General features: G+C 62.4%; 11 protein-coding genes and 1 pseudogene. 5 read left to right on the top strand and 7 right to left on the bottom strand.

What is annotated here, in order from left to right; genetic code table 11:
• Positions 1 to 92: 92 nt before the first annotated feature.
• Positions 93 to 668, bottom strand: a complete 576-nt coding sequence (locus F8O08_RS07680; RefSeq protein ID WP_158037928.1) for a TetR/AcrR family transcriptional regulator — start codon at positions 666 to 668, stop codon at positions 93 to 95.
• A complete protein-coding gene (locus F8O08_RS07675; protein ID WP_158037929.1) occupies positions 665 to 1,243 on the bottom strand; it encodes a sugar O-acetyltransferase in 579 nt (192 codons plus the stop codon). The genes F8O08_RS07680 and F8O08_RS07675 overlap by 4 nt, the downstream gene beginning before the upstream one ends.
• Positions 1,244 to 2,062: 819 nt before the next feature.
• On the opposite strand from F8O08_RS07675, the gene F8O08_RS07670 reads away from it, so the two are divergent.
• The 3 genes and pseudogenes from F8O08_RS07670 to F8O08_RS07660 form a co-directional block, all read left to right on the top strand.
• Positions 2,063 to 2,242 (top strand): hypothetical protein, encoded by a 180-nt coding sequence (locus F8O08_RS07670; protein WP_158042972.1) that lies wholly within the window; start codon positions 2,063 to 2,065, stop codon positions 2,240 to 2,242.
• A gap of 428 nt (positions 2,243 to 2,670) precedes the next feature.
• Positions 2,671 to 3,522: an alpha/beta fold hydrolase gene (locus F8O08_RS07665; protein WP_158042971.1), complete on the top strand. Its 852-nt coding sequence runs from the start codon at positions 2,671 to 2,673 to the stop codon at positions 3,520 to 3,522.
• Positions 3,523 to 3,919: 397 nt separating this feature from the next.
• Positions 3,920 to 4,876, top strand: a pseudogene (locus F8O08_RS07660) (transposase); the annotation flags it as partial.
• A gap of 400 nt (positions 4,877 to 5,276) precedes the next feature.
• Here the strand turns inward: F8O08_RS07660 and F8O08_RS07655 are convergent.
• Positions 5,277 to 5,966: a hypothetical protein gene (locus tag F8O08_RS07655; protein ID WP_158037932.1), complete on the bottom strand. Its 690-nt coding sequence runs from the start codon at positions 5,964 to 5,966 to the stop codon at positions 5,277 to 5,279.
• A 118-nt stretch (positions 5,967 to 6,084) separates the two neighbouring features.
• Here F8O08_RS07655 and F8O08_RS07650 point away from each other — a divergent pair, with 118 nt between their 5' ends.
• Positions 6,085 to 6,414 (top strand): aldo/keto reductase, encoded by a 330-nt coding sequence (locus F8O08_RS07650; RefSeq protein ID WP_158037933.1) that lies wholly within the window; start codon positions 6,085 to 6,087, stop codon positions 6,412 to 6,414.
• Positions 6,415 to 7,676: 1,262 nt separating this feature from the next.
• Here the strand turns inward: F8O08_RS07650 and F8O08_RS07645 are convergent.
• Entirely contained in the window at positions 7,677 to 9,920 is a 2,244-nt protein-coding gene (locus F8O08_RS07645; RefSeq protein ID WP_192497735.1) for a collagen binding domain-containing protein, read from the bottom strand.
• Between the two features lie 931 nt (positions 9,921 to 10,851).
• On the opposite strand from F8O08_RS07645, the gene F8O08_RS10840 reads away from it, so the two are divergent.
• The gene (locus F8O08_RS10840) at positions 10,852 to 11,586 is read left to right on the top strand and encodes a hypothetical protein (RefSeq protein WP_192497734.1); all 735 of its coding nucleotides are present in this window, start codon (positions 10,852 to 10,854) and stop codon (positions 11,584 to 11,586) included.
• A 78-nt stretch (positions 11,587 to 11,664) separates the two neighbouring features.
• Here the strand turns inward: F8O08_RS10840 and F8O08_RS07635 are convergent, their stop codons facing one another.
• The 3 genes from F8O08_RS07635 to F8O08_RS07625 form a co-directional block, all read right to left on the bottom strand.
• Complete coding sequence (locus F8O08_RS07635; RefSeq protein ID WP_225733411.1) at positions 11,665 to 12,372, bottom strand: glutamine amidotransferase; 708 nt, start codon at positions 12,370 to 12,372, stop codon at positions 11,665 to 11,667.
• A gap of 37 nt (positions 12,373 to 12,409) precedes the next feature.
• Positions 12,410 to 12,958 (bottom strand): PadR family transcriptional regulator, encoded by a 549-nt coding sequence (locus F8O08_RS07630; RefSeq protein ID WP_158037936.1) that lies wholly within the window; start codon positions 12,956 to 12,958, stop codon positions 12,410 to 12,412.
• A gap of 121 nt (positions 12,959 to 13,079) precedes the next feature.
• Entirely contained in the window at positions 13,080 to 14,321 is a 1,242-nt protein-coding gene (locus F8O08_RS07625; RefSeq protein ID WP_158042968.1) for a beta-ketoacyl-[acyl-carrier-protein] synthase family protein, read from the bottom strand.
• Positions 14,322 to 14,415: the final 94 nt, after the last annotated feature.

The following is a 14,415-nucleotide window of genomic DNA, read 5'->3' as shown; positions in this document are numbered from 1 at the left end:
GCCCGTGGAATCGGTGAGCAAGCTGATGAACGTCAAGGAAGTCACGATGACTAGACCGCCGACGCTGCCGTGTTCGCCAGGCGGGCCCGGAGTCAGCGATCGGGCTGGGCGCTGATGATTCTTGCAATGGCATCAGCTGCGAGGTTTTCCGGGGGTGTGGCCTCGTCGAGTGCACGGTGCAGGATAAGCCCCTCAATTAGTGCATCAAGGATACGTGCCGTCGTGGAGTCAAAGTGCTTCTGCAACGCATCACGGCTGCGAACCATCCAAGCGGTAGTCAACGGCTGATAAGCGGTGTTGCGTGCGGCAAGAGCGTACAACTCATGGGTGAGTCTGACCACGCGTGTGCTTCTGAGCACATCGCACTCGATCAACGCGACCACAGCTTGGGCAGCTTGATCACGGCTGCCGGATTGTCTGAGGTATGTCTCGAAGATTTCACTTATGCAGATACTGAAGCGTGTGAACGCTTCATGCATCAGTTCGTCCATGCTGGTGAAGTGGTATGTCACCGATCCCAGTGGGACGTCGGCGGCGGCAGCTACGCGGCGAGCGGAGGTGCCGGCCACGCCGACACTCGTGATGACCTCGAGGCACGCATCGATGAGCCTATCCCGTCGGTCGGGGTCCGATCGACGAGACCTACCTTTCGGTAACGGGAAGGTCATAGTGCACGAACGACGCGAGCGGGGTTGCCAACGGCAACGACGTCGCCCGGGATGTCACGGGTCACAACAGCGCCCGCACCGATGACACTATTGTCACCAATGGTGACCCCCGGGCACACGATCACGCCTCCGCCCAGCCACACATTGTTTCCGATAGTGATCGGTTTCGCCGCCTCTAGCTTGTCTCTGCGTGGCTGAGGGTCAAGAGGGTGAGTGGGGGTGAGGAGCTGAACGTTCGGTCCAATCTGACAGTCTTCACCGATGGTGATTGTGGCGACGTCGAGCGCGGTGAGGTGGTAATTCACAAATGTGCGGGCTCCGATACTGATGTTCTCGCCATAGTCGACATACAACGGAGGCTTGACGTGCGCGTGCTCCCCAAGGGCTCCAAGTAAGTCACGGAGGATCGGCAACGCGTTCTCAGAGCCAGTGACAGTGGCTCGATGGTAGGCATCAGTTAGCTCGGCCGCGCGGCGAGCGAGCCGTGCGTTATCGGGGTCGTCGGCGATATACAGGTCACCGGAAAGCATCCTCTCGCGGTTGCTTCTGGGATCTCCATCGAAGTAATTCATCATAGGCTTTCTCCATTGCGTACAATCGTACATATAAGTTGCATATTACATGTACCATCGGCCCCTCGCTCGCCAAGCTCGACCTGCTCTGTCCGCTCCGCTTCTGACGAACCGGGAGCTAGCGCCGAACTGCACCGAGAGGACCGCGGTTCTCGAATTAGACAAAGCGGATTACTGCTTGACTGCCGTTGCATCGCCGGTGAACACGATTCTGACAAGACTCGCAGGCGCAGCATTACTGCGGCGATGGTCTGGACGGATGGTAGGGATTCAACCCCGAGGCCAGTGTTGTCCTACTCACAATGAGCCTTGCGCCCCTGAGCCTTCCCATCTCACGCCCAATTGTTCGCAGTAGGTCCGTGTCCGCCAACCTCCCAGTTCTAGCTTGCCCAGCGCTTCGTGGTGACTTCTGTACCGGCACCATCGAGTGCGGCAACCTGCAGTCGGGGCAGGTGCGCTTGCGTACTGGGTTTGCCTCAGCTCGATCCCTATACGCGCGGGCGAATGAACGACGTGCACAGCTATACCTTGCACTAATTCTCTGGGCAGAAAGATCACGAGTGGCGAGGTCGAACATGTCATCGCTTCGGAGCCACGGACGAAGTGCCGCCGGGAGCCTTTGTGCTGTATCAGCACGGTAGGAGAGACACGGTGCAGGCCACTCCGGCTGCATCTCAAGTGATGGGACCGACCAGAACAAATCACCGCAGTCTTGATCTACAACCCACCCAGTACCAACGGTGACCACAGCGGCCAGGTTCCATACTGTACGCCACCGACATCACCGAAGACGGAGACGACCCGATAGTCAACGGAGCATTCGTGTTCCCGCCCGAGTCAGGTCTCACCAACGAGCACGGCTCCATCCGCCTGTCCGAGCTCTCCCGCAACGGCGGCCGCGTCAATGCGTTCCAACCGACGACATTCGCCGAGGCACTCAAGTACGGCGATGAGGTGAACGACGGCAGCCGGAACATGGCAGAGCTATACGCAGAGCTCTGACCCAGGCAGGTGCCAAATTGGGTGCCAAAAACGGTTCCGTTCATTGCACCTACTGGGATAAACCGAGATAATCGACCTACGCTGAAACGAGCGCTGCCCAGTAAACACAAGGCTTCCAGGCGTCCAGTGTGCTAGGGGAATCTACAATGCGAGATAACCCTTGGTCGTGGGTTCAAGTCCCACACGCCCCACTTCTGGCCCGGGATACCGCGGATCGTCCCGGAGGTTTCGACCATGGAACCCCTCACGTCTTCGCACGCGCAAATTCTGAACACGTAGTGTCCAGACTCCCACCCCCAGTGCTTCGGCCATGCGCCGCTGGGGCGATAACTCCGAACTCTTGTTATCCGTAGCCGGAGTTCGTCGAAACGAGGCTGCGGCACCGGTTCCGCACAGAGCGGATGAGTTACCCCATATAGGCTTGGCCCATGCAGAATGAGCGTCAACAGCAAGCTGTAACAGCTGATGGTCGAGTACTTTCGGGAACGAGTTATGGACCGGCCGGAGGACGGCCGGTCCTGTTTGTCGCCGGAGCTGCTACGAGCAAGCTGATGACTTTTGGAAGCGATCTGCTCTCCACTTTGAACCTGCAGCTACTCACGATGGACAGGCCTGGAATCGGTGGGTCAACCCCTGATCCGACCAGAACGCTCGCGTCAACGGCAGCGGACTATCTGGTTTTCGTTTCGGCAGTTCTCGGCGAGCAAACAGGAAAGGTGGCAGTTGTAGCGAACTCTCAGGGGTCTGTTTTCGGACTCGCCCTCGCCTGCGCAGGTGGCGCAGACGGCCTCACCCTCGTGTCGCCCGCGGATGAGATCGCCCATCCTCGCATCCACGCGATGCTACCCCGAGAAGCAACGATGCTCAGCGACCTCGCGCAGACGAAGCCCGAGGAGGCAGCAGCGATCCTCGCAGGCTTCTCTGCACACGCGATGGAGGAAATGGTGATGAGCGGTTCCGGGCCGGAAGATGCTGGCTTCTACCGGAGAGAGCCGTTCGTATCCCTTTACCGCCGCAGCCTCGAAGAAGGCTTCAACAATGGTGGAGCCGGGTATGTACGAGACACACTCATCGCCATGCGTACTTGGGATCTCGATCTCGACGCAATTGACTGCACCGTGCAGGTGCTCTTTGGCGCCGGTGACATCACCCATTCACCGGATCATGGCGAGACGCTCACAGGGCGGATTCCGGGAGCCACACGAAGGGTCTTCCCCGATGCGGGCGGAGCGTTGCTGTGGACCCATGCACGTGAGATCTTGGAATCAGTAGCCGCTTGAAGGTTTGACTTCATTTGAGGCTCGGCTCTAAACAGCGCAGAGCCGTTCTAAAGCATCACGAGTAGTGCCCCGTAGCGTGGTGTAACGGCACGGGTGGCTGAGCGTCGTCGTAGACTCCCGTGCGGTCACCGAGTGATCCTTCGAGAAGGCTCCTACCTCCGCTCGAAAGGCGTCATCACGATGAGCGCTCCGCAAATTGTCGGCCCTGCCCGCCTGTTGACCCAAGCTCTGTCTGACGCGTCGCCGGATCTGAGGCGGAGCCCGCTGCAAACCATGATCAACGCGCGTTGCAGTCTGCTGCCTCGGACGCCGTGGCTGGCGCCGATGGGGGAGGCCCACACCCGACCGCCTCACACGGCGCAACGGCTACTGGCATCGCGACCTCGACACCCGCGTCGGCACGATCGATGACGTGATCCCGAAGCTGCGGCAGGGAGCCTATTCCCCGAGTGGCTGTTGGAACGTCGCAACCGAGCCGAGACAACTATGATCACACTGGTCGCGGACTGTTCCCTCAACGGTGTATCGACTCGCCAGAGGGACAAAGTTGTCAAACCCTTGGCATCCACTCCCTGTCGAAGTCGCAGGTCTCCCAGATGGTTGCAGACTTCGACGAGCATGTCGACCAGTTCCGCCACCGCACGCTCGGCGACGCCGGCCCATTCACCTTAGTCGCTGCTGATGCACTGACTATGAAGGTCCGTGAGGGCGGGCGGGTGATAGGCGCGGTCGTGCTGGTGACGACCGGCGTCAACGCCGACGGGCGACGCGAGATCCTCGGACTGCCGGTCGTGGCGTCTGAGATCACAGCTGCATGGAACTGCTTCTTTGCAGACCTCGTCGCCACGAACCTGATGAGCGTGACGCCGAAGAGCATGTGGCCAGCGGTCAAAGCGATGCTGCACTCCGGCTACGACCAACCCGACGCCGACGCTGTCCACGCGCAGTTCGATCGGCTCCTCGAATACGTCGACGAGAAGCTCCCCGACACCCACAAGTACCTCGACACAGCGAGAGCGGACATCCCCGCATTCACCGGGTTCCCGAAGGCCTCTGCCAATCGACCTGGTCGAACAACCCGAACGAACGGTTGAACCGTGAGACTTGCCGCCGTACTGACTCCGCCGGAATCTTCCCGAGCTGCGACACGATCACCCGTCTCGTCGGTGTCCTTCTCGCTGAACTGATCGACGAATGGGTCGAAGGCCGCCGCTACCTCGGCCTCGACATCCTCGCCAAGATCAGACACATACTCACACCCAGCACCAGGCACCCAGGGGTGAGACAACACCACCCACGAACTCAGCGCCTAACCAACAACAGCACAGAAGGGTCACAACCCAACTGGACATGAACCAGAGCGCCTTCGGCTACGCCGACTGATCAGGAGTAGGCAGGTGACGGGCGAACGCATACACAGTGGTCATGGAACACATCTCCACGCAGGTTCACTCCATCGTTTCCTGACCGTCTGCTGTCACAGGGCTCGGCTACGGTCTGACGGGTTTGCTGAGGTCACGCAGACCATCCGTCACTGCGATCGCTTGTCCAGAGCCAGGCTATCCGCATCGGTAGATGCGGGGCAGTTCAACACAACCCCGTCCCCGTTACAGCGCATCTTTGCCCATGTACCGGTGCACCCCGACCGGATACCACCGCTGCAGGCTCCCCCCAACTTCTCTCTCCACTGGCCCGATGTCAGAACGCCGGCGAGACATCACCGGCTCCTGCACAGAATGACGACCGGTGATCTTTCAGAGCGTTCCCGCCACCGCTGCGGCGATGACGTTTGCAAAGGAGGCAAGCAGCAGCGGGTCGTCTGCCAGCTGAGGTGTAGCGATGCGTAGATATCCCGAGACACCCTCGGTGGGGGATACAAAGGTCTGCGCGCTCGGCGCGAGTACGATTCTCTGCACGGCAAGACCCAGCAGCGCGTGCGACTCATCTGCGACAGGCACCCATGCCAGCAGGTCGTCAGCGGGCAGGAGAACCTCAAGCCCCCGGGATCGCAGCGCGTCGGCCACCGCCCGCGTGCGCCGAGTCAACTCGGCGCGATGCTCAGCTACCAGTCGGGTGACCGCTGCCGATTGTAGCGCAAACGCCAGGGTGTCCTGCAGAATGCGGCTGTTGAGGCCAGCGCCGAAGCTCCTGACACGCTCAATCGCGTGCAGTGCCTGCGCTGGGCCGCCGACCACGGTGGTGCGCAGATCTACCCCGCACGCTCGATAGAAAGAGCGCAACCGCAGTACCCGACCGGGCAGCCGCTCACCGAGCGTCGGGTTGACAGAGAGTGACCATGGTCCGAGTGGGTCCTCCTCGATGACGAGGGACTCGGGATACTGCACAAGCACCTGCCCGAGCTCGGCGATGCGCTCATCAGTAGCTCTTGAGCACAGGGAGAAGGCCGCGGAGGGTTGGAAGAAAAAGGCCGTCGCCAACCACAAGCCCCACCATTTGCAGCACTTGCTCAACCACGCCGAGATCCCGCCGGCGATCAACCAGATTGAGCTGCACCCCAACCTGCCTCAATAGGTCTCGCGAGTCTTCAATCGCTCCAGCGGAGTGGTCACTGAGTCGTGGAGCCCGCTGGGCGGTAGCTCCATTCCTGGCCTCGACGGCAAGCCGCGTCGAAACCGCCTGCTTGGCGACCCCGTGATCACTGGGATCGCGGCAAAGCACGGGCGCAGCCCGGCCCAGGTGCTCATCCGCTGGCAGCTGCAGAGTGGCCACGTGGTAATTCCGAAGTCGTTCCACGAGGAGCACATCAGCCAGAACATCGACGCGCTCGACTTCTCCCTCGACGGCGATGACTTCGAGCGCATCGCCACGCTGCAGGACGACGTGCGTGTGGGGCGCGACCCCGACCGCTTTGACAGCTACGACCACGCCTGATCCAGTGCCGCAGACAGAGACAGGAGAAGCGCGTGGGCACGAGAGTGGTCATCATCGTCGGCACAGGGCGCGCGCGGCCTCTCACCTGCGGCGCAACGCAGGATGGCTGTGGTCGGACCGCCTGCGATTCCACTGACAATCTTGCTGGTCGATGACCGTCAACCCTGTGTATGAAGGGTGTGGGACGCCGACTAGTCACGAGCGCTCTGCATGAAGTACGCTGACCAGCGCAGTGTCGCTGCTCACTGAGTCTGGCACCTCCGTCGTGGGATTCCGCGCCGTGCCTGCCGCGGTCGTTCAACAGTGCAACCTGAGACCGCTCATACCCGTAACTCACATGCCACGCCGAGATGCGACCGATGCAAGCACCTATGTGAACTACGGCCGCGGCGATCCTCGGGAATGGACTCATTGAGCGCGCTGGGCTGAGCCGGAGCAGTGGCGTTCAACCAGAATCTTCCCTGGAGAGTTCGAGGCCGGGAGAGCGTCGCTCTCAGCCCATCGGCATTGGTGTTTCAGAGGGCTCGCAGCGAACCTTCAGTTCGAGTTCCTCGTCTATCTGGGCGACCGCGTTCAAAGTGCAAGACGGACTCACGAGACCGCACAGTTTTTGACGGGATGACGTCCATTCCACGGTGTGCCGTCACGGGGACCTGTGCGGCGCTGATCCGCCACGCTCGCTTTGTCTCCGACGGCGACATCTGCGACTCTCATCTTGCTGCCACCGCGCCCACGTGGGAAACCACCATCGAAAAATTGGTGCCAGCTTCGTGGCATCCGCGTCAGTGTGCTTCTTGGCTGTTGATCCCAACCATGCACTTGCTGGTGGATGCCCAGTAGAACGACTACCCGGAGCTGCGAATGCCGGACTGTGGCTCAGCCACCGGCAGGCCGTGCACAAGTCGAATCGTGCCGTGTGTGATGCAGGGTAGGGTCGCCACGGAAGGATGATCGACATGGCAGCCGTCGTAAGTACTCAGCAGAACTCACTGCGCGAGCCACGCGCGTGGCGATTCACGCGCGGACGACCACGGGACTCATGGTGGCGTCTCCAAGCGCGTCAGAACTGCACCAAAGCGAATCGCTCAGGCCGTCCGAGAACACCAGCCCGCGCCGACCTCACTCAAGAGCGATCCGGAATTGCCTGAGGGGCTCCGCCAGACACAGAACTGTGCTGGCGAAGCCCCTCAGGCGTTCATCAAGCCGAAGCACGCAGTCGTCGAGGCTCACCCCCAGACGACGACGACTGCGTGCTGATCAAATCAGCTCTGCTTACGGCGACGCTTGACCAGAGTGAGTCCGGCTCCCGCGGTCACGGCCAGCAGACCTGCGATGAGAGCCAGCTCCACAGGCCCGTCGGCAAAGCCGGTGCGAGCGAGCTTGTTGTTGCTCGGGGGAGTGGCGGATGAGTTGTCCGGGCTGTCGGGCTGGACAGGAACGACGGGCTCATCCGGGGTCGGTGCCGGTGGTGCAGGCACCGACGGCACATGATTCGTCGTGCACTCCGCAGTCTCGCTGGCAGTAGCCGGCACGCAGTTGGGAACCACTGACGGAGTTCCCGGCGGAACGACGCCGTCACCTGTAACCACGTTGACAATGCGATCAGCGTCGTTGGCGTCGGCGTTCACCTTGACCTGATAGGTGAGCTTCGCAGACTCGCCCGGCTGCAGCGTGCCCTGCCAGCTGAGCACCCGATTCTCGGTGTCAACAGTCGGAGCGTCGGCGGCAGTCCCAGCGATCGTGGCCTGTGCTGAGCCCTCGACGTACGAGGTGTTATCCAGTACGTCTGACAGGTCATCGCTGATTGTGGCAGGGGTCAAAGGTGTGTTGCCGGTATTCGTCACATCCACTGCATAGCTGATGACTTGGCCTGGGTCGACCTTCGCCCCTGACGCCGGGTCAGACGACTTCTCGATGTGCAGACCGGGCAGGGCCTGCGTGTTCGCGATGCCCTTGAGGTCGATGTTGGTGTGCTCCGCATCGACTTTCACAGGGATGGGGTCAGACGCCAAGAGGTACCCGGCAGGTGCCTTGGTCTCCACGAGGGAGTAGTCTCCCCATGCCAGCCCGCCGATCTGCAGTTCTCCGTCGGCCGGGTTCCGGTCGTTCTGGCCATTGTCCACGATCGGTGCCGTAGTACCGTCAGGGCCTTTCAGGGTCCATTCCGATCCGCCGAGAGCGGCACTGGTGTCTCCGTCGACTTTCGACCACGAGAGAAGTCCGGCCTTTCGGCTGTTGGTGATCGACCCGAAGGTCTCATTCAGATGCTGCGCATCGATGGTGACCGTCTTCGACTCATCGGTCATGTCATAGCCGACCGGTGCCTGGGTCTCTTTGAGGGTGTACTCTCCCCAAGGCAGATCTGAAACGGAGAGTGCTCCGGCCGCGGGATTCCCGTCGTTCTGACCGTTGTCAGCGACGTTGATGACCGACCCGTCCGAAGCGGTCAGCGACCACTGAGAGCCGTTCAGAGCAGCCCCGTCTGCATCGGTCTTCTGCCACGAGGCACCGCCCAACAGAGCCGTGTTCGTCACTGTGCAATCGACGAAGTCACCGACGCCGACGTGTGCGGCGACTGACCGACCGTCGTCTGCATATGTCAGATCTGACGAGGGGATGACCTTCCCGTTGCGAGTGCACGACCAGCTGTTCTGGTAATGGCTCCAGTCGACTGAAGGTGATGCCGCCTTCTCTGTGAACGTCACACGATCACCGTCTGCATCGCTGACCAGGGTGCTGCGACCCGTCGTAGCGTTCGTTGCGCTGCCGGCGGTGGTTGCCTCTCCCAGCTCGGTGTCAGCGGTGGAGGTCGACACGGTGAAGTTGTCGTTGGCATCGTACCGTTTGGGCAGGTCCTTGGTCACCTGAACGGTGGAGAACTGCACAGCGAAGGCGATGGCCTCGCGAGAGTTGGCGTTCACTTTCATCGAAGCGCCGATTTTGCTCGGAGCCTTGGCCTTGAGAACCTGTGCGCCGGCACTTGTCGACTTGTCTCCGGGCAGACCGAGACACGTCACCTCGTTCGTTCCGACCCCTGAGAGGCCTCCGGCACACGTCTGCGAGTAGCCGGCGGGCTGCGCGGTGGCGAGCTGGTTCAGCGATGAGTCCGAGAAGAATCGAAGACCTTCGGCGTTCCCGCCGCCCCCTGACCCGTCCGTGGACTCAGCATCGGCTACGACCAAGGAATAGGTGCTGTTCGTAGCACCAGCCTGATTGGCCACCTTGACGTTGTCGAGGGTGATCGTGCTGACCCACCCGTTCCAGTCTTCGCCAGGCTGGGCCTGGGGAATCCAAAGCGCTGGCTTTCCCGCCGTGTTCTTGTAGAAGGCGTTGCCCAGAACAGCGCCCCCGTAGGTGGGCAGTGAGGTGGCGACCACGTCTCGCGGCCCCTGGTCGCTGCCGGCCGTGAGATGGGCCACGAACGACATCTCGTATCCGCCCGGCAGGGAGATCGACATGGGCTGGCCTGCGGCGCTCTTCGCCTCATCAGTGTTCAGACCTGACATGTCGATCCAGCACAGGGTGTCAGCGTTTGGTCCGTCTGTTCCGTAGCTGCAGCCGGTCTGAGCATTGGATGCGTCGTCAGCCGTCGCAATGCTGGCCTGGGTCGCCGTAAGCGTCCCAAACGAAAGGGCCGCCAATGCCGCAACAGCTGCGGTCTTCGCCGCGAACCCGGAGCGCAGTGGCCGCGCTCGGGCAGTATCTAATTGATGCGTTTTCATCCGTTCTCACTTTCCGATGTAGTCTAGTCGTTCGGCATGTCGGTCTGGTGCGGCGACAACCGAACGTGCTAGCTGTCCCATGCAAATGGAACCTCTCTGAAGAGAGAGTCACTGTGGTCGTGAATCTCCCTCACGCCTCAAGGATTTGGAAGGTTCTATGCAGTTTGATCGGGAAGACCCTCGGAATGAACCGACGGACACACCCCACACTATCCAGGACGAAGACGTCGACGCTGACCGGCTGGCAGCGCTTTGGAGCACATATCACCGTCGTCTCAGTGCTTACGTCCACCGTCATGCGCCCGACCTCGATGCCGACGACGTAGCCTCCGCCGTGCTGGAGTCTGCCCTCGCAGCACGTCGCAGGGGCCACGCCTCACTCCGCACCCCTCGCGCCTATCTGTTCACAGCAGTGCGGCGCAGAATCGCACGTGAGCGCAGTCTCAGCTCTCATCTCAGCTCTCTGGACGACGGTGCTCTGGAGCGCCTGCTGGCGGAGTCAGAGCAGCCGACCGCTTCGCCTGAGGGCCAGGCTCTCGTCGAGAGTCTCTTGGGTGAGTATTCCCCACGTGATCGATTCCTGCTGGTCGAACGTTTCGGTCACGAGGCTTCCATTTCGTCTATCGCAGCTGCCACCGGGCTGACTGAACCACAGACATCACGGCGACTGTACAAGGTGAAGCTGGATTTCCGCTCGCGTTGGATACAGTCACACGTGACGGTTCCCGATCGGCCCGAGATCTGCAGCAAGACACTCAGACAGACCGGCAGAGTGCTGTCAGGGCTCGCGGCGCCGTCTGTCGCTGAGAAGTTCTGGAGCCACGTCGACAGCTGCCCGAACTGCAGCGCCGCCGTACGCGAGAGCAGAGAGTCGACGAAGTTTCCCTATCTTCTCTTCGTCGGAATCCCGATCGCCGCCTTCTCAGCGCAGCAGATGTCTACCTCTCCAGCGGCTGCCGATCCGCAGCACGACACAGACTCGGGCACCGATGACATGTCGTCTGCCATCGATGGAGGAACCCATCAGGCCCAACTCGAGACCACGCTCGGTGGGTCTGCGCAGACGACTGCGTCTCACGGGGCATGGCACTCGTTCCGAGTCGTGGCGCTTCTCGTGGCCGCTGCGGGGCTGGTCGTCGTGATCGGCCTGTCGATGCATGCACTGCTGACCCAGCCCGACGCATCAGGCCCGGCCGTTCCGTCCTCGTCCGACATCGTGCCGTCGCCTTCCGCCTCGGCCGACGGCGAGGCGCAGCCCGAGCAGAATCCGGCGCGTTCAGCCAGTCCTGCTCCGACGGCCGAGACTCACACCGGCACGCAGCCGCCGGAAGATTCGATCCCGTCAGACCCCGGCAGCGGCAGCGCCGAACCTACCCCGTCAAGCACGGGCGACGGCCCGCTGCAGACCTGCTCCTGGTCGTCTGAGACAATGTGCTTCGAGACGCGCTAGACGGCCCTCACCCGAACGGTTCGTCCGAATGCCCTGGTCGCGGTCGCTGGACTCGCGCATGTCTGTGCCCGATTGACGTCATACGCTCGCTTCAGTCCGGTCGAGCCACGTCTCCACGACCACCCTCGCGGCCGCAGCCAATGCAGGCCCGACTGCCACGGCATCCGCTCGAATCGACCGCGGATCGAGCCCCTCGGCAACGAGCTCATGCGCATGCCCGATCAGCCAGCGCTCTATCTGCGCGGCATCGGCTTCGAGATGAAACTGCAGAGCGAGTACGTTTCGGCCGACGCTGAAAGCCTGATTCGAGCACGCCTCCGAGACAGCCAGATGCTCGGCCCCTGCCGGAATGGCGAACTCGTCGCCGTGCCAGTGCAGCACGGGGATGCCGTCCAGCGGCCGCAGCGCAGAGTCGCGACCCAGCGCTGTGAGTTCGATCGGCGCGTATCCGATCTCTTTGTGCGGCATTGGCGTCACCGACGCCCCAAGAGCGTGAGCGATCAGCTGAGCCCCGAGACAGATGCCGATCAGGGGCCTTCCCGCACGCAGCCGCGCCGAAATCGCAGCCTGCTCATCACCGAGAAACGGGTAGGCATCGGTGTCAGCGACCCCGATCGGCCCGCCCAGCACGACGACCAAATCCGGTGCCAGCAGGTCGAGAGACGTGATCTCGTCGATGCCCGCGTCAACGTATTCGACGTTCCAACCACGTTCACGGAGAACCGGCTCGATGACGCCCAGGTTCTCAAAGGCCACATGTCGAATGGCCACCGCATGTCGCATCATGCCTGCGAGCATAGAACGGTCAGATTACGATCGCGATTCAGCTGCGTTTGGGCGGACGACCTCGCCGCGGACGCTCCTGATCGATCGGAAACGCGGTCGGCGTGCGGGCCGCCTGCTGAATGACCTGACGCAGCCAGTTCGTCTCGGCGTTGAGCATGCTGTGATACCCAAGCCAGACCATGCTGGTGATCGGTTCTGGCAGACCTTCAAGCGGGGCGGTCGAGCGCTGCAGACAGGCCTCGAGATGCCGTTCGGCGACGGCTTTGCCATCGACTGAGGGCAGAGAGAGCGCAAGTGACACTTTGCGAATAGTGTCGAGCGCCGACGCCCCGTCGTCCACCGACTCAAGCCATCGGTCGAAGACCTCACGCCCGGCGTCGGTGGGTTCGTAGAGCACCCGGCCGTTCTGGGGTGCGCCGAACTGCTGCACGAGTTTGTCGCGGCCGAGCCGTTCAAGGGTCGAGTAGATCTGGCCGGCATTGACGTCCATGAGACCTGCCGTGCGGCGCAGCAGTTCACTGCGCAGCTGCGTGCCATAGCAGGGCGACTCAGCAAGGATGCCGAGGATGCCGAAGCGTACGACCATGTCTCCTCCTCATCCAGCAGTCAATGATACCGGGTGAGTGTGGCGTTCCTGCTCAGGCGCAGGGTGTCAGTACACAGACCGGTGACGGCGCAGGGCCGCCCGGTGCTTCTCGCACGCGCGATCAGACGCTGCGTACGCCGACGACGGCGTTGTGCCCACCGAAGCCGAATGAGTTCGAGATCGCGAAGAGCTGGCCCTCGTCAGGCAGCTGATGGGGTGCTCCGGTCGGTGCGAAGAACGGCGTCTCAGGATCCTGCTGGTCGAGGTTGATCAGCGGGGGAGTGACCCGATCCTGCACCGCCTTGACGGTGAAGACCGTCTCAAGCGCACCGGTGCCGCCGAGCAGGTGCCCGGTGTTGCCCTTGGTCGCGGCGACCGGGATGCTGTCGAGCGCATCGCCCAGCACAGCGTGTAGGGCTTTGTACTCGGCGGGGTCGCCGACCGGCGTCGAGGTCGCGTGCAGGTTGATGTGGCTGACGCTCTCAGGCGTCTCGCCCGAGTTCTCCAGAGTCGCCCGCACTGCACGAGCGGCGCCGAGGCCCTCAGGGTCGGGTGAAGTGATGTGGTACGAGTCAGCGGTGACTGCACCGCCGGTGATCTCGGCATAGATGTGCGCGCCACGAGCCAGGGCGTGCTCTTCGCTCTCGAGCACGAGCACCGCGGCGCCCTCGCCCATGACGAAGCCGTTGCGGTTCACGTCGAGCGGGCGTGACGCGTGCTGCGGGTCGTCATTGCTCTTGCTCAGCGCGCGCATCGATGCGAACGCGGCGAGCGGCAGCGGGTGGATGGTCGACTCGGTGCCGCCGGCGATGACCACATCGGCGTAGCCCTGCTGAAGATGGTCGTAGGCGTTGACGATCGACTCGACCGACGATGCGCATGCGGAGAGCACGGTGCGAGCGAAGGCCTGCGCCTGGAACTCCAGTGAGATGGCCGCGGCTGAGGCGTTCGCCATCAGCATCGGCACGGTCAGCGGCATGACGCGGCGAGGGCCGCGCTCCCGCAGCGCGTCATAGGAGTCGAACAGCGTCCACACGCCGCCGATGCCGGTGGCGAAGTCGACGCCCAAACGGGTCGGATCGACCTCGGGCGCGCCTGCATCCTGCCAGGCCTCGCGCGCCGCGACGATCGCAAGCTGCGTCGACGGGTCGTTGCGTTTGACCTCGACAGGGGTGAGCACCTCTGCGGGGCGCACTTTGGCCTGACCGGCGAAGCGCACCGGCAGGTCATACTTCTCGACCCAGGGCTGGTCGATGGTCGAGACTCCGGATTCACCGTTGAGCAGCGCCTGCCAGGTCGAGGCGACGTCTCCGCCGAGCGGATTGGTCGTGCCCATGCCTGTGACGACGATCTTCTTCTTCATGGTCTCTCCGTGTCTCAGATGTCTCTTGGGGGAACGGCGCCGATCGTGTCGGCGCCAATATCTCTGACGGGCGTTTGTGACGCTGCCGTCGGGC

The organism is Pseudoclavibacter sp. CFCC 13611, from assembly GCF_008831225.1.
Classification (GTDB): domain Bacteria; phylum Actinomycetota; class Actinomycetes; order Actinomycetales; family Microbacteriaceae; genus Pseudoclavibacter_A.
This window is presented reverse-complemented; position numbering and strand designations above follow the sequence as displayed.